Raw genomic sequence first — 18,642 nt, 5'->3', positions numbered from 1 at the left:
TATCAACCCTGAAAGCGCTTTCTCTGGTTACGTCCATCACGCTTGCAGTCATACATGGCTTGATCCGCCTGAGAGTAGAGTTGGTCTACCAGTTGGCCAGGGGTTAATGCTTGATCAGGATCTTTCGGCAACCCTGTGATACCGATACTGACCGTTAAATTAACATTAGGGCGAACGCCACCGGTCTCGAGGTTAGTCAAGCGCTCTTGAATTCGCTGCCCCATCAGATCTGCACCTTCGATCCCTGCCTCTGGCAAAAGGATCACAAACTCTTCACCACCAACCCTGGCAACCAGATCACCACCTCGAGCCTCCTCTAACAATATCCTCGATATAGCAGCCAAAACCTGATCACCAACCAAATGCCCCCATTGATCATTGACTCGCTTAAAGTGGTCGACATCTATCAGCATCAGACTACAAGGTTGCTCCGAGCGAATAGCCCGTGACAATTGCGCTTCAGCTTCATTAAAGAAGTAGCGTCGGTTATTTAAACCGGTCAACTCATCAACCATTGAAAGCTGCTGATAACGCTTGCGCAGTCTGTTGGCCTCATCGAGAGCCTTAGCAAGATCATCTGTTCGCTGATCAACCAGCAACTCCAGCTCATGCAGCATACGGTGGTTGTATATAATCTGCCCCAAGCAGCTACTAAACAGACTTAAAGTATGCTGCTGCCAAGGTTCAAAATACTCCGGCATCGGATGTGAAGCATTGAGCACACCAAGAACCAACTCCCCCATCTTTATCGGCGCACTGATCAATGAGCCGGGCATTTCAGATCCCTGATGTCTGTGAGCTATAAAATCATGACTCTGGCCACAATCCCTGCAGTATTGCAATTGCCCTGTGGCATAAGCTACCCCAACTATGCCCTCACCCGACTTGAACTGCATAGTTTGTTGCTGAGATTTAGCATTCGCTGTGCCGATGATCTCAGCATGGGACTCAACCATGCTTCGCCCGACCACACAATTCAGCACCCCATCTTCCAATCGAAATACTGAGCAGTTGTCGATATTCTGGTACCGCACCAGCTCATCCAAGGCCTTAGCCAGCAATTCGTCTTCAGTGACTCGTTCAATATTTATTTGAGAAAGTGCCCTCAGGGCAGATAGGGAATCCAGTAAGCTGAAGAAGCGCTCTCTTAAGTCCATCGAGGTCTGGTTAAACGAAAGATCCATCTGACGCTCCTGTCAACTCGCCAACAAATTGGCAATTAATTTGATCTCATCTTCCTTGTCCAAAAAACCTGCCTTGATATGGTCTAGCGATTCTGCTGACAATCCACAACAATCAGATAGTGTTGATCTACACTGCTTAACCAGTGCTCCATCTTCATCAGTGTGGTTTAGCCAGCAGGAGACAGCGCCGACCAGGATGACCTCTTTACTATGTTCATCCCTAACCTGTTGACTCATCTGTGAAATCACAGCCACAATCAGACTTGGCAAATGCCATCTATCAGCTAACCAGGCACCAGCCTCACAGTGATTGATGCCTATATGTTCATTTTCCAGCGCAATAATATCTGCATCACTACCTTGCTGACGCGAAATCTGTATGACTTTGCTATATAGCTCAGGAAAAACGTGTACCAGCACCAAAACACCAATATTTAATAGTAGTCCTGCCAAGTAGACTGCATCCGGGTCTGAACGATCATCCATAGTGCTCTTGAGTGAGAGCTGCCTGGCAAGGGTGGCCAAATAGAGGGAATCACGCCAGTAGCGTTTTAAATCAAAATGGTGACAGCCGGAAATATCGAAGGCGCCGCTCACCGCAATGCTGAAAGATAGACTTTTTACCATGTTCAGCCCCAATACGCGGATTATGGCATCCTCAACCTTGAGCACAGGATTTTGCTGTCCAAAATAGGCAGAGTTTGCAAGCCCCAGAATCCTGGCAGCCAATCCCGGATCCTGATTGATGACCTCGGCCAGCTTATTCAGCGCCAGATCCTCTTCACTCAATAGAGTAAGCAGGCGAGTAGCAGTCGCTGAAAGTGGTGGCAGATGCTGCAGCTTTAGAATCTGTTCTTTCGCTTGTTGGGCCGTTTGCATAGATTTATAGTAATAGTCAGGGTTGAAGTAGTCGTTTCATCCTTACACTTCTAGCGGCGACAAAAGCTTGATCTTTAACCCTCTATTTAACTAAGGCTTTCAATTCTGTGATGGTGTACTTAATACACTAACAAGTGTACCATTTCTCCATATCAGCCCCCTTTGTGAGACTCCTTATCTGACCTAAAACAGAGCAAGGTCAATTTTTTCGCGACACAGTTTTGAGATGAATCTGCAGAAGAGATACAACTACGATTACCCACATCCAGCAGTGACTACTGATGTTGTACTATTCACCATCCAGATGAATATCCTGTCTGTACTGCTGATAGAGAGGAAAAATCCCCCCTTTCAGGGTATGTGGGCCCTACCGGGTGGCTTTCTTGATATCGACGAAGACCTGGAAGCTTGTGCTAAACGTGAGTTAAACGAGGAGACCGGTATTGAAGGCGTCTACCTGGAGCAGCTCGGTACTTTCGGTGCCCCGCTTAGAGATCCACGGGAAAGAGTAATCAGCGTTACCTACTTTGCCCTAACTCCTTCAGATCATCTGAGCCCCAAGGCATCCAGCGATGCAGCCAAAACCGCATGGTTCCCCATCAACAAGCTACCTGACCTGGCATTCGATCACGCTGACATTATCGACAGGGCAAGAAAACGCCTGATTGCCAAGCTGGGCTACACTACGATTGCATTTCAGATGCTCCCGGATAGCTTTACACTGAGCCAGCTGCAGTCTGTCTATGAAGTCCTATTGAACGAAAACCTGGATAAACGAAATTTTCGTAAAGGCATTCTTGCCCGTAACATTATCCGTGAGACAGGTGAATATTCCCGCCTGGGAAATCATCGTCCTGCAAAAAACTACCAAGTCATCAACCCGACACAGGTTGAGATCATCAAATAGATAACGAGATTTTCATGAATGTTGAATCTTTGAAACTGCCTGATATCAAGGTCCCTGAACACCCTCAGTGGCCAACTCTGACAGAGCAGGAAAAACTGCAGCTCAAAGCTCAGATTAAAGAGAAACTGAGCCAGCAAAATGCGGTTCTGGTTGCGCACTACTACACCGATGCTGACCTTCAGGCGCTAGCCGAAGAGAGTGGAGGTTGTGTCGCCGACTCTCTGGAAATGGCCCGGTTCGGTGCAGCCCAGGATGCGGAAACATTGGTCGTCTGCGGGGTTCGCTTCATGGGTGAGACCTCCAAGATACTCAATCCGGAAAAGCGGGTCATCATGCCCGACTTGAATGCAACCTGTTCACTGGATGAAGGCTGTCCTGCAGATCAGTTCAGTGCCTTCTGCGATGCTCACCCCGAACATACCGTGGTGGTTTATGCCAATACCAGCGCAGAGGTCAAGGCTCGCTCCGACTGGGTGGTTACCTCTGGTATAGCAATGCCAATCGTCAAGCATCTGGCATCCCAGGGCAAAAAGATTCTCTGGGGCCCTGATCGCCATCTGGGTAGCTATGTGCAGCGTGTTTCAGGTGCAGATATGCTGATGTGGCCAGGCTCCTGTGTTGTACATGAAGAGTTCAAGGCTGTTGCATTGGAACGTATTCGGCGTCTGCATCCCGATGCTGCTGTATTGGTGCATCCGGAATCTCCGGAAAATGTAATTCAACAAGCCGATGTGATCGGTTCGACGACAGCTCTGATCAAAGCGGTATCCGATATGGATAACAAGGAGTTCATCGTTGCCACTGACGGGGGCATCTTCTACAAAATGCAGCAGATGGCTCCGGAGAAGACGCTCATCGAAGCACCAACCGCCGGTGAAGGAGCGACCTGTGTCAGCTGTGCACACTGCCCCTGGATGGGCATGAATGCACTACAGAACCTCAATCGGGTTCTGGACTCTGGTGCAAATCAGATTGAGATAGATCCTGAGCTACGTGAACAGGCTGTCATCCCCATACAACGCATGCTCGACTTCGCAGCTCAACAAGGTATCGGTATGAAGGATAAAGGCAATGCCTGATTTTCTACTACAGTCATTCACTGCTAATGTCTCATATATAATTAATAGACCATGACTGACTTCATTCTCGAGTATGAACTGACAATTCGCCTGAGTATCTTTGTTGCTATCTTTGCAGCCATGGCAGTTTGGGAGTTTTTCATACCCTGTCGCCAGCTTATCTTTACCCGAAGCCGCCGCTGGAGCTCAAACCTCGGCATTGTTATCCTCAACACTCTTTTACTGCGTCTTCTCTTTCCTACTGCTGCGGTAGGGTTTGCCGCATTCATCGAGGAAAAGGGCTGGGGACTGCTGAATGAGGTCAACCTTCCGCTCTGGCTGAGTGTGGTGATTGCAGTTATTCTGATGGATCTGGTGATCTATCTGCAACATGTGATGGTGCACGCCATTCCCGCTTTGTGGCGTCTACATCGAGTACACCATGCCGATCCAGACTACGATCTGACGACAGGCGCCCGTTTTCACCCAATTGAAATAGTGCTCTCAATGTTGATCAAAATCACCACCATCGCAGCGCTGGGCCCTTCTGTGATAGCGGTGTTGATCTTTGAAGTGGTTTTAAACAGTATGGCGATGTTCAACCATGGCAATGTATCCCTTCCAGCACGACTCGACCGGATCTTACGCTGGCTGGTTGTGACACCGGATATGCATAGAGTTCACCACTCGGTTATCCCAAAGGAGACCAACAGCAATTTTGGATTTAACCTATCTATCTGGGATCGACTCATGGGCACCTATATCGCGCAGCCTCAGCTTGGTCATCAACAGATGAAAATCGGGGTTGGATCTTTGCAGAACCCAAACCTGATCACAAAATTGCCTGGTATGCTGAGACTACCTTTTCTAAAGGATCACCAGGGAAGTGACGAGTATAATATTCAAGATAGATCCTGGCCAAACCAAGGAGATAGTCAGTGAGTTTAGAGACCTATGACGTCTACTTTTCGGGTGCACTGCTCAAAGACAGTGATCCAGAAAAGGTCAAGCGCAAGATCGGCGCCATGTTCAAACTGGAAGGGGATCGGTTGGAGCGTCTTTTCAGCGGTAAGCCTATGCCGATTAAACGGGGCGTCGACATGGATCGGGCAATAAAATTCCGTGTTGCCTTCCGGGATGCTGGAGGACTCGTGGATATCGTACCCGCAGGTCAACCTGCACCACTCCCTAAACCGCCAGCAGCTGCTCGTCCTCAGCAGACTCAGACCGCCCCCACTGCAGCTACAACGGAGACACTCACCCTGGCAGATGGCCCGCTTGAGGTTCCTGAAGAGCCCCCTCATAGGGAGATCATTGCTCCGGACTACCCCCTCTCCTCAAATGAGGGTTTCGACCTGTCAGATTGTACAACCGAGACCGCCCCCCAGAAGATACCCGATATCAGCGCTCTCGACCTGACCAAGCCAGGCGCTCTACTGGATGAAACAGAGGAGCCAGAACCCCTCGAAATAGACACAACTGCCCTGGAACTGGATAGCTCAGATGACAATCTGGACGACCAGACACCGCCTGAGCCGCCAATCATCGACACCAACGATCTCTCACTCTCAGCCGCCAATCAGGGTAGCCTGGAGGATTGCCAAACCCCAGTGGAGGCTGCCCCTATACCCAACCTGGATCATCTGAAGATTATCGAAGGGGATGAGAAAGAGAGCCAGGGAAAGGCACAATTTAAGATATCAGAAGACTAGCCATCGGCTCAGAAATCCAGATAGGTCTCCATTGATGACTTGGTAGCATCGGAGAGCCCTTCGGACTGCTGTTGATCCACAGGACGACCTGTTTCCAGGATACCCTCCATGGCGCCAAAGGTTCGCTCAGCATAAAAACGCAACAGCAGGCGTTGATCATCATCACTCATCCAAAGGTGCACCGCCTCACCTAGATCCCCATTTTCCGGGTCGATCTCCCTTAACTTAAGCTTGAAGGTCTCTCGATCCCAACCCGCCCGCAGCAGACGTTCACGACTCACATCAATTCGGAACCACTCGATCTCCTTGCCGTTGTATGTGGAAAACTCTATTGGACTCCCACTCTCAAGCGGCATGCCTCGCAAACGATGTATCAATCCCATGTAGTCTAAAGCATCTTCTCCCTTCATCTCGATGGCTTGAGTCTGTGTCAGGGCGCTCCACTCTGTTTGAGTGAGTGTGGTTACCGGTCGCAGTTGTAGCGGGGGAATTTCCGGCTCAACCACCTCATCCTCACCTGTCTGATAGTGAAAGGCCTGTCCCGATTTCCGGTCGAACAAGAAAAACTCCTCTCGCTCGACCCTTGCTTTTAGAGTTTTGACTGCGATTAAGGGATGCAGTTTATGAGCATCCAACCAACTCCGGTATTTGAGTCGAACTGGATAGAGCATCTCAGCTTTCGAATAGGGTTCAGTCGTGACTTGCAGATTAGTGATATAGGCTGGAGAATCAAACACCTCACCCATATCCTGTTCGACCTCTAAGGTCATTTTGGCGATATCCAGCTCCACATAGCCAGTTATCAAGCCACGGAACTTCAGCGTGTACTCCAGGTTTTCGCCAAGCATAGGTTGACTTGCAGCCCCAACTACGGCGCTCGTCCCCCAAAGTATCAAGGTCATAAATAGGGCTTCAATTCGCAGAATCATCCCCTGGTGTGTTTGCCGACCCCTCATTGACTATACTCGACAAAGCCCTGTTGGCACGTTTCTCGCAGAATAGTGCATAACTTAGTAAACCAGAGCATTAAGCGTCAATTTTTTGTCTCGAGAGGATTAAAAGTCATGATAAACCCTGTCAACAGCGAAAAAACCATTCAAACCGCGACAGATAGATCCAGCCAGTCCAGTGCCGAGACAAAATCGGAACAGGTAGGAAGCAGCAGAGAGTCCGTACAAGAGACCCAGGCTTCAACCAGTAGCCGATCCACCGTTGATATCGACAATGCACGCCAGCTCTATGAAATGGAAACATCCCGCACTGCATCAGCTGCCGCCATCTCCACACCACAGCAGGCACGTTCGCTGTTGGATACGCTGGTACAACAGATTACCAGTTCACCAGAATCGGCCGCTGAAGCTCAATTAGCGCAAGTTACCAAGCCGCTAGCTAATCTACTGGCAAGTGCACCAGCCTGATCTAGTGGTAAGTTCTATACCTGCTCGCCACATACCTATTGATCATCTAAACCGCTTAAGGGTTCCGGCTGATTGCCTAACACCCCCTCTCTTAAGCGGCTGATCTCACTCACATGGCCTATGACAACCAGGATATCACCAGCATCAAGCCGGTGGTCAACACCACTATTGGAAAAGATCAGCTGATTCCCCAACTCCAGATCAACCACACCCAGCACAATCAGGTTATAGCGTTTCTCCAATTGTAAATCGCTCAACTGCATACCGGAAAGCACCGATTTCTCAGGAATCTCAATTTCTGCAATATCGATTGCTTTACCAAATAGCGTGTTTTCAAGCACCTCAACCAGATAGGGTCGCTCAATGATTTCATGCACCCGTTGGCCACTGATTTCATAGGGGTCTATCACCTTTGTTGCCCCTGCAGCCAATAGTCGTTTACTGGATTCAACAGATTCCGACACAGATACAATCTTCAAATCGGGATCGAGTGCCCGAGCCGATAGAGTCAAAAATAGGTTGTTTGGTTCTTCGGCAAAGAGACAAAAAATTGTTTTCACCCAATCCCCAATGCCGATACCCAACAGCTTTTCGTCATCCGTGTAGTCGATCACACCTGCCTGCAATCCTTTCGCCAGCAGTGAACCAACCTCATCCAGGTTATTACTGTAGAGGTAGACCTCTATGTCACGATCGGATAACTGCATCGCCACCTCATGACCCAAAGCACTGCAACCGAATATCAAGGTATCTCGTCTTCCCATTACAAGACCCCCCGTTCCAGACATTCACGCAGATGAATAACGCTATATTCATGGCCGATCAATACCAATAGATCATCAGCCATAAGAGTGAAATCACCTTTAGGATTAAAGTAAAAGCCACGCCCCTTCAAATTGAAATGACCCAACGCCTCATCAGTCTCACACTCACCCTCGCGAATCACACCAAATGGGGTAAGTTTTCTCTGCTTGAAATCGATCTCATCCATACGTTGCCCAACCAGGGAACTCGTCGGCTTGATGCGTACTGCTTCGATGCCCTCACTGGTCTGTCTGGTCAGTAACCCATATACCGCTTCAAAAGCTACCGGTTGACCTGCATATTCAGCTGCAATCAAACCAAAGACCTCATAGGGCGCAACACAGTGAGTTGCCCCTGCGCGATAGAGCTTATTCACGTTTTCCCGGTGATTTGAGCGGGAGACAATCTCAATTTCGGGATTGGCCTGTCGTGCAATCAGGGTAATGTAGACATTCACAACATCATCCCCGGTTAAGCAGAGGAGTCTTTTGATGCGGGTATCTATACCCACACTCAATAGAAGATCGTTATCCTCTCCATTCCCAAGCACTGCTAAATAACCGCGCTGCTTGGCAAGTCTGATATTCTCTTCAAGCGGATCCACAACCACAAAGGATCGCTTATCCTCCGCCAGCCGCTCGGCAACGACCTGTCCCACACGGCCAAAACCACAGACCAGGGTATCAACATGCTTCCGTTCCACTTCTGAGTAGACCCGGTGAGCCCGTATCTCATGAATCTTCTCACCAAATGCCGAAACGATGATTGATGTAAAAAATGAGATCACCCCCAGACCGGCGATGATTAAAACCAGAGAAATTACCCGACCTTCTGTGGTGTGCGGCGTGATATCACCATACCCCACAGTCGACATGGTAACCAATGCCCAATAGACACTGTCAAAAAAGCCCTCGATTTGAGTACCTTCATGATCAGCCTCAAAGAAAAAGATCGCTGTAGCGGCGGTGAAGGTGATGAACGCCATAAAAATGAATAGGGTCACCAACTCAATTCGTTTTTCAGACAGAACCTTTACGAATTCACTGATACTACGGGTGTAGCGAAACAGTTTGAACAATCTGAACAGTAGAAAGATTCTCAGGAATCTGAGGGGACGATAACTTGGAATGATCGCCAATAGATCGATAATCGCCAGTGGCTGGATGGCGTACCTCAACTTACCGAGTACAGCATGCCGAATTGCAGACCCGACATGAAAGGGCTCGTTGATGAACTCTGCCCGCTCATAACGTTCGATAATCACCCGATGGCTATCGTTGTATATCCAGAATCGCAACAGATATTCAATGACGAATATAGTGACCGCCCCGATCTCAATCATGTCACCCAGGTTACCCAGGTCGTTTTTAACCTCATAGATCAACAGCCAGACACTCAGCAGAACCAGCATAATCATAAAAATATCGAAATAGGGGCGAATCGGTGCCCTGGGATTCTGCAGAAGATTGAATACCGCGCTTTTGAGGTTTTTATAACGGCTTGAATCTTCTAGAATATAGCAATATTTTATGACTTGATGAGCAAAGGACATAAGCGCTGAAAATTCCACCAAGGGTAAAGAATCTGTTCTCTGGATCTATCGGCAGAGAAGCTAAATCCTGGAGACTGCAGCGTCAAAGAGTCAGGGAAGGTGTTCACCATCAAGGGGCGAAAGCTCAATACGTTCACCCTCTGCCACCAGGATCTCGCGACCATCCTGTGTTATGAAATAGCGATCGTCCACATCTTTGCGTCTCGCAATGTAGCTCACGCTTCTGCCAGATTGGGCATCGATGACTTTAACAGTTACAAGTCGGTAACCCTGCTGGATATCCAAACCAAAATATATGAGACTTGCGCTCAGCATCAGCGCCAAAACCCCATAGCTCAGCCATTTGATCGGCCTATTCGATGACCCGGGCATGAGAGCTGGAGGAGAGTGCTGAGGAATATCCGACATTCGTTGCTGGCGCTGGCGTATCACAAGCCACGCCACGCCTATCACTGCCAGTGTCAGTAGTATCTTGCTAAACACAATCGGGATTCATATATATGGTCTATTCAGCAATTGGTCGTTTTAGAGATCCAGGTTAGTCGTCGATTCTGGATATCAGGCTAAAAAAGCCTTACCCAGAACACGTTGTTAACCGATCCTAAATGATTAACGATAGTGAGTACAGTGATGGCAGATCTCAAACTGAATATAATCACGATGCTTGCAGCTTAAGTGGTGAAGGATTTACTATCCATAGGTATGTTATATAAATTCCCAACTATTTTTAGTCTCTGTTTGATTCTGTTGTTCGGTTGCAGCAAGCAGCCGGAGCCGACAATCAATATTTCCCGCGCTGTACATATAGGCGATATCGATCAATTGGAGCGAAATCTCTATTGGGGATCTGATGTTAACCAGGCGGGTGCAGATGGTTTGACCCCGCTCCATATTGCCGCCCGAAAAGGCAGCCTGGTGATGAGTCGAATCCTGGTCAAACATCAGGCCAACCTGGAAGCACTTGATGAGCAGGGACATACCCCCCTGATCTATGCGCTGATCGCACGAAACCCAATCATAGCGGAGTATTTGCTGAAGAGCGGTGCCAAACTGGATCCAGACAACGCACTTCATATAACTGCTGCGCTGGGTAGCGCCGATCGGGAGGTAATCAGTTTTTTAATCAAACATGGTGCATCCCTCGACAATCTTGATGATAAGGGTAATACTCCGCTCCATTCAGCGATTCTCAATGAACAGCGGGTTACCGCAAAGTACCTGATCAACAGGGGAGCTAGTCTGGAGATCACCAACCAGGATGGACTGACGCCTCTGGAATTAGCAATAAAGCGAGACAACCAGGACATCATTAGAATTCTAAAACAGTTTGGCGCCCCTGAGAGTCGCTAACGGATTCATTTTATTTCAATAACTTATGGGATTTACGCACTACTATGGCATCAACACCTGAAGAGCTGACAATCAACTACACAGAAGACGGCATCGATGTGGTTAAAGAGTTAGACAAAGTTGTACTCTCCAAAGGAGCTTGGACCACGATTATCTTCCGTTTTCAAGATTGGGACCGGGCCAAGGAAAAGTACAGCGCAGATAAATACACCATCCGCCGCTACCAAAAACGTAACGGTGAATATATGCAGAAGAGCAAGTTCAATATCTCCAGCAAAGATCAGGCAAAAGGCATTATTGATGCGTTGCAAAAGTGGTCTGAAGCGTAGATCCTGGACGATTATTGGGGCGATCTGCTGTCAGCTGCGCCCTACTTATCGATAATTCAGTATTCAAGAACGCAACCATTGCCAAACCGGACCCAGGTCGGTTTGGCAATCTATGAAAGAGCTCCGCCAGTTCTCATAATCACACAGATGTTCAGTGGGTTCGGCGCTCTTAATAGCGACTGAGTACATCCTCCTCCAATGCATCAGGAATCCGGGGCCATTCAGCCATTTTTCCAAGAACAGTAGCAGACAGTAACACCTTGAATTGATGGTTTTCTCTGTTGTCTGTTTTGTAGATGTATGATTGCAAGAATCTTGAACTCCTCATCTATTTTGGACTTTCACTTCATGGCGACTAAACTCATAGTCGTGGCACAGCGCATGGAGAAGCAATATAAGGTAAGGGTGTGAACCAGACTAATAGAGGTCAGACTGCAAATAATCGCCGCTCCGGTATTGAGCGTCGCAGAGACCAGATAGACCGACGCAATACTGAAAACTGGATGTCCTGGGAGGACCAGCGCACCCAATATTGGACTCGACTGCTGTTTTGTCTCCTGGCGGTGCTCTATTTCAATTTTGGCGGCGAGGAGCAGATACGCGACTGGACCAACCTTACGGTGGTCAATCTGGTTTTCGGGCTGTTTAGCCTGGAGATTCTCTACTTCATGCACCACGCCTCACGGGAACCTCACGCACCCTGGCGCCAACGCCTTACTATGTGGGTGGATATTGCCATGGCTTCTTTTGCTGTTCTGGCTGACACCACGATCAGCTCACCAGGTTTTCTGGTCTATCTGATGGTCATCCTGGGCAATGGCATGCGCTATGGCCTGAGACTATTCGGTGAAGCTGTAGTGGGCAGCCTCAGTGCGGCAATAGTGGTGGTCAGTCTACGCTTATTTGACTATGTGAACCTGTTTTCAGTCAGTGCCATCTTTTTTCTTCTCTTCTTTGCGATCATTGTGCTCTACTCCTACTCGCTGACAGCAAAGATAGAGGTTGCCCGTACCAAACTTGCCCACGAACGCAACATCGACGCCTTGACCGGGCTACTTAACAGGCGCGCCCTCATTGAGCGCTCTGCATCTCTATTCCAATCTGATGAGCTTGGGAATGGGGTAGTTGTCTTATTCGCCGACCTGGACGGCTTCAAAGCCATCAACGATACCCATGGTCACAATATTGGCGATCAAGTACTGGCGGCGGTAGCAGACAGCATTGCAAGCATATTACGTAGCGAAGATTTGGTGGCACGCTATGGCGGTGATGAGTTCCTGCTGCTGCTTCCAGATACTACAAATCAAGGTGGTGAACTGGTGGCCCAACGTATCCGCCAGGCGATTGATGACTATGCCAGGAAGAGTAAGATCGACTTCAGTATCACCATCGGAATGGGTAAGTATCCCGATCATGGCAGAGATCTGGAATCAGTGATCGAATCTGTCGACAAAGCGATGTATCGAAGTAAAACAGAACATGGACGTGGTGGTATTTTACATGTCGACGGCTGTGAACTGGAATATTCAGCTCCTGACTCCACGACAATTCACTGATCCGACCATTGGCTATAGTGGAGCAACCTGCTCAGCCCAGGCCAACAATTGTGGCACCAGTGCCTTTTTATCCGCAGGCAACTCCGAATCCGACTCCAGTCTGTCGAGTATCTGCAGATACTCTTCCAGAATGATGCTACCCCCTCCCTCCTCCGACAATAGACGATCTTGACGGTACTCATCCCAACGACTTCGCTCCTCTTCATTCAGTAGTTCAGGCCAGTTTCTTGCCCGATAGCGAAACAACATCTCCTCTAGTCTGGGATCATCAAACAGCAATGGGAAAGTGGACAATTCAGATGGATCACTGCCGATGATCCTATCCATTCGTTGTCGGTCATCTCTGGAAAAGAATCCACCGGAGTAGAGCGCCAGGTCAGGATCTGTAATTGGATCGAACTCACGTCGACTATGGATCTGTTCGATCTTTTTTATTAACTCATCCGCTATAAGCAGTTGTTGTCTGTACAACTCCCCTTGGGTTAAATCGATCTGCCAGCGCTCAGCCGCCTCTGGTGTCAAAGTATTCAATGGAACAACGACCGGACATTTATTGATGTGTATGGTTTTTAATGGCAGCCGGTCCACACCCTCCGGGAGCTGCTCTTTAGGGGTGAAGAGACGCTCATACAACTCATCGGCACTTAGAGCGAGAAGAGGCTCAGGATCGAAGCGTAAGTCGTAGACAATGACGCCATTCGGATTGGTTGGATGTCTCAGTAACGGCATTACCATTGCAATACACCCCTGTATTGCCGGGTACATGGAGGAAACATGCAGTACAGCCTGACGACTCTGCAAATTTAAACGCTCGGCAATCACCTGCTTGGAACGACTCTGAAACAGGTAGTCATAGAGCTTAGGTTGACGCTGTTTAATCAGTTTTGCCATACCAATGGTGGCATAGACATCGGACAGCGCATCATGGGCTGAAGTATGCTCGATACCATTCGCAGCACTAAGCACCTCAAGACGAAAACTGGTGACACCCTGATCGTTTTTCGGCCACTCAATACCTTCTGGTCGCAAGGCATGGGTCACGCGCACCATATCGATAATATCCCAGCGGGAAGCGCCATTCTGCCACTCCCTTGCGTAGGGATCGTATAGATTCCGATAGAGGGTATTCCGGGTAACTTCGTCATCAAAACGTAGGCTGTTATAGCCGACGCCACAGCTACCCGGCGCCGCCAACTCATGATGGATGGCGCGGATAAATTCTGCTTCGATCAAGCCCCGCTGTTGAGCATATTGAGGCGTAATCCCGGTGATCATACATGCCTCCGGTTGAGGCAACATATCATCACTGGGTTTAGAGTAGATGACTAGAGGCTCTCCAATCGGGTTGAACGCCTCATCGGTACGTACTCCGGCAAACTGAGAGGCCCTGTCCCGACGTGGATCAGCACCCCAGGTCTCATAGTCATGCCAATAAAAACTGAATGACATCTATATTTCCCTTACTGTTGTCTATCCGGCACCTTAATCGCTTGTCCGGTTTGCATCAAGAAGCCCCTTTTCGCCGCTGTTGACCCAGCCAGACAAAGGCCAGCAGAACCAAAGGAAATATCAGGAACCATGCCCGATCAGGTTGTTTCTGTGGTTTATAGAAGCCTTGTATTTGATGTGTGTAACCCGCCTCAAGGCCGGCTGATTCAGCAGGACTCATAAAACCTATGTCCACCACTCTGAGACTATCACCCTCAATCTCGGTATCAAATCCCAAGGCTTGCAGAGGCCTTTCATCACCCCGCTCTGGTAGAGTCAAAACCACATCCCTGGAGATAAGCGTCCCACTCTCCTCTTCAATCTCGACCTGCAGGCTCACTCTCTCACCTTGAGGCAGATCTTCAATGTAGTGCTCAATATCTTTTGCCGGTTGCCATACCGCTTGAGGGAAAAACTGCCCCTGCCAGTAGTCGGGGCGGAACAGAGAGAACGCAATCACTAACAGCAGCAGACTCTCCCACCAGCGATTTCGAACTATCATCCACCCTTGGGTTGCGGAAACAAAGAGCAGTATGGCTATCATCCCCTGCAGAGCGATCATAACAATACCCACAACACCTTCCACACCAATCAGCAACAGCTCGGTATTGAAAATAAACATAAAGGGCAGAATGGCGGTACGGATATCGTAGAAGAATGAGCGTAATCCGGTATGGATAGGATCACCACCTGAGATACCTGCAGCGGCATAGGCTGCCAATCCAACTGGTGGCGTGTCATCTGCCAGTATTCCAAAGTAGAAGACAAACATATGCACCGCAACCAGTGGAATATCAAGCCCATGGGAAGCAGACAATTGAACAATCACAGGAGCCATTAGAGTCGACACAACAATATAGTTGGCTGTTGTCGGTAATCCCATGCCGAGAATCATGCAGATCAATGCGGTGAGTAGTAACATCAGTGTCACCGATCCCAGAGAGAGAACCTCAACCAACTCCCCCAGCACCTGACCAATGCCGGTCAGACTGACTGTACCCACAACAATACCTGCAGTGGCTGTGGCGACACCAATGCCAATCATATTTCTAGCACTGTTCTGTAATCCGGTAATCAGTGAAATAGCGCCTTCCCTCAGCCCCTGCACCACAGCGCCACCCCGATAGAGTGCTCGCAGAGCTTGCTGAGTGAGCTGTATCACTATCATCAAACATATGGCGTAAAAAACCGCTGTAGCGGGCGAGAGACGTAACAGCATCAAACACCAGACCAACACCAGAATAGGCAGTAGGAAGTGCAATCCACCCAACACTGCCTGACCTGGAGTAAAGCCTTCAAATGATTCCTGATCCTTATGGCGCAATCCAAATCGCACTTCGCCGTAGATCAACAGCCCATAAAACAGCAGGATTAATAGACTGCTTACCCAGAAACTATATTCACCAAACAGCTGATCAACCATCCCGATCAGCCAATAGGCAAACATGAAAAAGATAGCGACACCGGAAAGGGTAAGCCCCCATCGCAGCAAGCGGGAACCTATGCCGCCTTGATGCACTTTAGTCCCGGCAGGCATACCCGCTTTGACAGCTTCCAGGTGGACCAGGTAGAGCAGAGCAATGTAACTCAGCACGGCGGGTAAAAAGGCATGTTTGATCACTTCCAGATAGGAGAGATTGAGATACTCCACCATGAGAAAAGCTGCTGCCCCCATCACTGGAGGCATGATCTGTCCATTGGTTGAAGCCGCCACCTCTATTGCCCCGGATTTTTCAGCGGAGAAGCCTATCCTTTTCATCAAAGGAATGGTAAAGGTGCCCGTGGTGACAACATTTGCAATGGAAGAGCCTGAAACCATCCCGGTTAAACCGGAAGCCAGAACCGCTGCTTTGGCCGGCCCCCCTTTTCGGTGCCCCACAAGCGCATAGGCAACTCGAATAAAATAGTGCCCTCCTCCAGCCTGCTCCAACAGACTGCCAAATACGACAAAAAGAAAGACAAATCCTGCCGAGACCCCGACAGCAACACCAAAAACCCCTTCGGTTGAGAGCCATTGGTGGGAAGCTACCCGCTCCAAAGATGCACCTTTATGTGCCAATAGGTCAGGCAGCCAGGGGCCAGCAAAGGTGTAGGCGAGAAAACAGGTTCCGATCAGCATCAATGGCCAACCCAAGGCCCTACGAGTTGCTTCCAGCAGTAGTAACACACCCAACACAGCAACCCCGACATCGACCGATAACGGGGCACCAGCACGCTCTGCCAAGGCTTCATAGAAGAGGAACAGATAGGCCGCACAGAAGGCAGAAGCGATCGCAAGCAACCAGTCAATTAAAGGGATTTCGTGGCTGATATGGCGTCTGAAGGGAAAAAAGAGATAGGCTAAAAAGATCGCAAATGCCAGATGTATTGAGCGGGTTTCTGTGTCATTAAATACACCAAACCCAATACTGAAAGGCAAGGGGGAGGCAACCCAAAGCTGAAACAGTGCCCAACTCAACGCTGTCCCCATGACTATTTTTTTGGTCAATCCTGTGGGACGCCTCCCACCATATTCAACAGCCTCGACCATTTCCAGCTGATTTGGGTTATTCTTCTGCACCATATCTCTGCAACTCACAGCTAATCTAAACAATGCGATTCAAATCACTTGCTTCTACTCTAACACTCTTAATCAGCTCAGTATTGAGTCAGACCGCCATCGCTGATGAAACAGCCGCCAAGCCCTGGAAACATCAGCTGGAAATGGGCTTAAACGGCGCATCTGGAAACAGCGATACCATGAATATTCATCTTGGGTTTAGTACCGAATACACTGATCTGGAAAAAGCCTGGAACTTTTCAACAGCTTATGACCGCGCAAAAAGTGATGGAGATGTTTCTGCCAATCGCTTCTTTGCAGATCTGAAAAGAGAGTGGATCTGGCCTGGTATCCCCTGGTTCTCCTACATGCAAGGTCGGTATGACTGGAATCAGTTCAAGGATTGGGATGATCGTATATCAGCCTCCAGTGGTATCGGCTATCAACACATCAAGAATGAAAGCTGGGATATTGCCAGCCGAGCTGGTTTGGGTGGCTTTATCAGCCGGGGTGACGGTGAGGATATCTCTACACCAGAACTGTTACTTGGCCTCGACCTGGGTTGGATCATCTCAGAACACGAGAGATTCGAATTTTCAAATGCCTTCTATCCCGACCTTGACGAGACTGGAGAGTACAGAAACCTGACAACAATAAACTGGGCCATGAAAATGTCTGAAGCACGCAATCTGGCGATTAAGCTCGGATTGAAAAACGAATACGACAGCAGCGCAAGTGATGAGCAGGAGAAAAACGATTTCACCTATCATCTATCATTGATATGGCAGATATGAGTGTGGTGCGGCAGGGCCGCACCCTGCCGCGCTAGCAGGTTTAAGGAGAGTCACCTTAACCCTGCGATTCCCTCTACTACAACCACCCTTTTTCTTTGTAATAACGTATTGCGCCATCATGAAAAGGGGCGCTATTACCCTGCAACATATCCTCGGCCTGAAGATGCTCAAAAGCCGGATGGAGTTTGCGGAATTTATCCAGGTTATCAAACACCGTCTTTACAAGTTGATAGACCACCTCATCATCCACATGCTCAGATGAGACCAGGGTTGCCTTGACACCAAAGGTGGGGGTATCAGATTCACTCCCTTGATACATCCCTCCAGGTATGGAAGCCGGTGCATAATATGGTGTGGTTTCAATCAGCTTTTCAACTAATTCACTCTTAACTGAGACAAGTCGGGTATCGCAGGCGGTCGCAGCTTCCTTAATCGAGGCATTGGGATGCCCCACCACATAGACCATGGCATCTATCTTATTATCGCATAAGGCTCTGGCCTGCTCGGTCGCCTTCAACTCTGAGGCAAGTTTGAACGCCTGCTTACTCCAGCCATGTTTTTCCATTAAAACTTCCATTGTGCCCCGTTGACCCGATCCTGGATTGCCAATATTAACCCTTTTATCCTTAAGATCTGTAAACGCCTCGATGCCACTCTCTTTGCGAGCCATCACTGTAAAGGGTTCACTATGGATGGAAAAAACCGCTCTCAGACTCTTATTCTCGCCCTGTTTGGTAAATTTTGAGCTGCCATTATAGGCATGATATTGCCAATCGGATTGGGCAACACCAAAATCGAGTTCCTTCGCTGCGATCGTATTGAGGTTGAAGATCGAACCCCCAGTGGATTCAACTGAGCATCTAATACCGTGCGTTTTCCGGCCTTTGTTCAGCAGCCGACAGATCGCACCACCAGTGGGATAGTAAACCCCGGTAAGACCACCTGTTCCAATACTGATGAATTGTTGCTCAGCGCTGACACTGAGCAACGGCAATAGCAACAGACCGAGTCCAAGAACCTTTTTCATGCTTCCTCCAATTACATTCATTTTTTAATAATTCGCTATTATCTG

Annotated in this window: 19 protein-coding genes; 9 read left to right on the top strand and 10 right to left on the bottom strand. The window is 48.8% G+C overall.

Annotated features, from left to right (window positions below; genetic code table 11):
* Positions 1 to 2: 2 nt before the first annotated feature.
* Both AC4IE7_RS09660 and AC4IE7_RS09655 read right to left on the bottom strand, forming a co-directional pair.
* Entirely contained in the window at positions 3 to 1,184 is a 1,182-nt protein-coding gene (locus AC4IE7_RS09660) for a sensor domain-containing diguanylate cyclase (protein ID WP_490776624.1), read from the bottom strand.
* Positions 1,185 to 1,196: 12 nt separating this feature from the next.
* Positions 1,197 to 2,063 carry an HDOD domain-containing protein gene (locus AC4IE7_RS09655; RefSeq protein WP_490776623.1) on the bottom strand — a complete coding sequence of 289 codons (867 nt, stop codon included), beginning with the start codon at positions 2,061 to 2,063 and terminating at the stop codon, positions 1,197 to 1,199.
* 226 nt (positions 2,064 to 2,289) lie between these two features.
* Here AC4IE7_RS09655 and AC4IE7_RS09650 point away from each other — a divergent pair, with 226 nt between their 5' ends.
* The 4 genes from AC4IE7_RS09650 to AC4IE7_RS09635 are packed head-to-tail and all read left to right on the top strand — an operon-like array spanning position 2,290 to position 5,740.
* On the top strand, positions 2,290 to 2,970 hold the full coding sequence (locus tag AC4IE7_RS09650; protein WP_490776622.1) for an NUDIX hydrolase: 681 nt from the start codon (positions 2,290 to 2,292) through the stop codon (positions 2,968 to 2,970).
* Positions 2,971 to 2,984: 14 nt separating this feature from the next.
* A complete protein-coding gene (gene nadA, locus AC4IE7_RS09645) occupies positions 2,985 to 4,049 on the top strand; it encodes a quinolinate synthase NadA (RefSeq protein WP_490776621.1) in 1,065 nt (354 codons plus the stop codon).
* A 51-nt stretch (positions 4,050 to 4,100) separates the two neighbouring features.
* A complete protein-coding gene (locus AC4IE7_RS09640) occupies positions 4,101 to 4,970 on the top strand; it encodes a sterol desaturase family protein (protein WP_490776620.1) in 870 nt (289 codons plus the stop codon).
* On the top strand, positions 4,967 to 5,740 hold the full coding sequence (locus tag AC4IE7_RS09635) for a hypothetical protein (RefSeq protein WP_490776619.1): 774 nt from the start codon (positions 4,967 to 4,969) through the stop codon (positions 5,738 to 5,740). Before AC4IE7_RS09640 ends, AC4IE7_RS09635 begins: the two co-directional genes overlap by 4 nt.
* A gap of 8 nt (positions 5,741 to 5,748) precedes the next feature.
* Here the strand turns inward: AC4IE7_RS09635 and AC4IE7_RS09630 are convergent, their stop codons facing one another.
* On the bottom strand, positions 5,749 to 6,696 hold the full coding sequence (locus tag AC4IE7_RS09630; RefSeq protein WP_490776618.1) for a DUF3108 domain-containing protein: 948 nt from the start codon (positions 6,694 to 6,696) through the stop codon (positions 5,749 to 5,751).
* A 108-nt stretch (positions 6,697 to 6,804) separates the two neighbouring features.
* On the opposite strand from AC4IE7_RS09630, the gene AC4IE7_RS09625 reads away from it, so the two are divergent.
* Positions 6,805 to 7,158 (top strand): hypothetical protein, encoded by a 354-nt coding sequence (locus AC4IE7_RS09625; RefSeq protein WP_490776617.1) that lies wholly within the window; start codon positions 6,805 to 6,807, stop codon positions 7,156 to 7,158.
* Between the two features lie 35 nt (positions 7,159 to 7,193).
* Here AC4IE7_RS09625 and AC4IE7_RS09620 read toward each other — a convergent pair whose 3' ends face one another.
* The 3 genes from AC4IE7_RS09620 to AC4IE7_RS09610 all read right to left on the bottom strand — a co-directional run bounded on the left by AC4IE7_RS09620 (position 7,194) and on the right by AC4IE7_RS09610 (position 9,997).
* Positions 7,194 to 7,922, bottom strand: a complete 729-nt coding sequence (locus AC4IE7_RS09620; RefSeq protein WP_490776616.1) for a potassium channel family protein — start codon at positions 7,920 to 7,922, stop codon at positions 7,194 to 7,196.
* Positions 7,922 to 9,514 (bottom strand): NAD-binding protein, encoded by a 1,593-nt coding sequence (locus tag AC4IE7_RS09615; protein WP_490776615.1) that lies wholly within the window; start codon positions 9,512 to 9,514, stop codon positions 7,922 to 7,924. The genes AC4IE7_RS09620 and AC4IE7_RS09615 overlap by 1 nt, the downstream gene beginning before the upstream one ends.
* Positions 9,515 to 9,604: 90 nt before the next feature.
* The gene (locus AC4IE7_RS09610; RefSeq protein ID WP_490776614.1) at positions 9,605 to 9,997 is read right to left on the bottom strand and encodes a hypothetical protein; all 393 of its coding nucleotides are present in this window, start codon (positions 9,995 to 9,997) and stop codon (positions 9,605 to 9,607) included.
* Between the two features lie 219 nt (positions 9,998 to 10,216).
* On the opposite strand from AC4IE7_RS09610, the gene AC4IE7_RS09605 reads away from it, so the two are divergent.
* Entirely contained in the window at positions 10,217 to 10,864 is a 648-nt protein-coding gene (locus tag AC4IE7_RS09605) for an ankyrin repeat domain-containing protein (protein WP_490776613.1), read from the top strand.
* A 44-nt stretch (positions 10,865 to 10,908) separates the two neighbouring features.
* A complete protein-coding gene (locus tag AC4IE7_RS09600) occupies positions 10,909 to 11,193 on the top strand; it encodes a hypothetical protein (protein ID WP_490776612.1) in 285 nt (94 codons plus the stop codon).
* A gap of 169 nt (positions 11,194 to 11,362) precedes the next feature.
* Here AC4IE7_RS09600 and AC4IE7_RS09595 read toward each other — a convergent pair whose 3' ends face one another.
* Positions 11,363 to 11,503, bottom strand: coding sequence for a hypothetical protein (locus AC4IE7_RS09595; protein ID WP_490776611.1), 141 nt, complete (start codon positions 11,501 to 11,503; stop codon positions 11,363 to 11,365).
* A 97-nt stretch (positions 11,504 to 11,600) separates the two neighbouring features.
* Between AC4IE7_RS09595 and AC4IE7_RS09590 the strand changes: the two genes are divergently transcribed.
* Positions 11,601 to 12,749 (top strand): GGDEF domain-containing protein, encoded by a 1,149-nt coding sequence (locus AC4IE7_RS09590; RefSeq protein ID WP_490776610.1) that lies wholly within the window; start codon positions 11,601 to 11,603, stop codon positions 12,747 to 12,749.
* Positions 12,750 to 12,761: 12 nt separating this feature from the next.
* Here AC4IE7_RS09590 and sbcB read toward each other — a convergent pair whose 3' ends face one another.
* Together sbcB and AC4IE7_RS09580 are read right to left on the bottom strand one after the other, a co-directional pair.
* On the bottom strand, positions 12,762 to 14,198 hold the full coding sequence (sbcB, locus tag AC4IE7_RS09585; protein WP_490776609.1) for an exodeoxyribonuclease I: 1,437 nt from the start codon (positions 14,196 to 14,198) through the stop codon (positions 12,762 to 12,764).
* A 55-nt stretch (positions 14,199 to 14,253) separates the two neighbouring features.
* A complete protein-coding gene (locus AC4IE7_RS09580) occupies positions 14,254 to 16,815 on the bottom strand; it encodes a TRAP transporter permease (RefSeq protein ID WP_490776608.1) in 2,562 nt (853 codons plus the stop codon).
* A gap of 65 nt (positions 16,816 to 16,880) precedes the next feature.
* On the opposite strand from AC4IE7_RS09580, the gene AC4IE7_RS09575 reads away from it, so the two are divergent.
* Positions 16,881 to 17,570 (top strand): DUF481 domain-containing protein, encoded by a 690-nt coding sequence (locus AC4IE7_RS09575; RefSeq protein ID WP_490776607.1) that lies wholly within the window; start codon positions 16,881 to 16,883, stop codon positions 17,568 to 17,570.
* Positions 17,571 to 17,646: 76 nt separating this feature from the next.
* Here the strand turns inward: AC4IE7_RS09575 and AC4IE7_RS09570 are convergent, their stop codons facing one another.
* A complete protein-coding gene (locus AC4IE7_RS09570) occupies positions 17,647 to 18,618 on the bottom strand; it encodes a TAXI family TRAP transporter solute-binding subunit (protein WP_490776606.1) in 972 nt (323 codons plus the stop codon).
* Between the last annotated feature and the right edge of the window lie 24 nt (positions 18,619 to 18,642).

The organism is Candidatus Thiodiazotropha sp. AKAK3 (assembly GCF_058244645.1).
The sequence above is the reverse complement of the archived record's forward strand: the minus strand, read 5'-3'. Positions and strand labels throughout refer to the sequence as shown.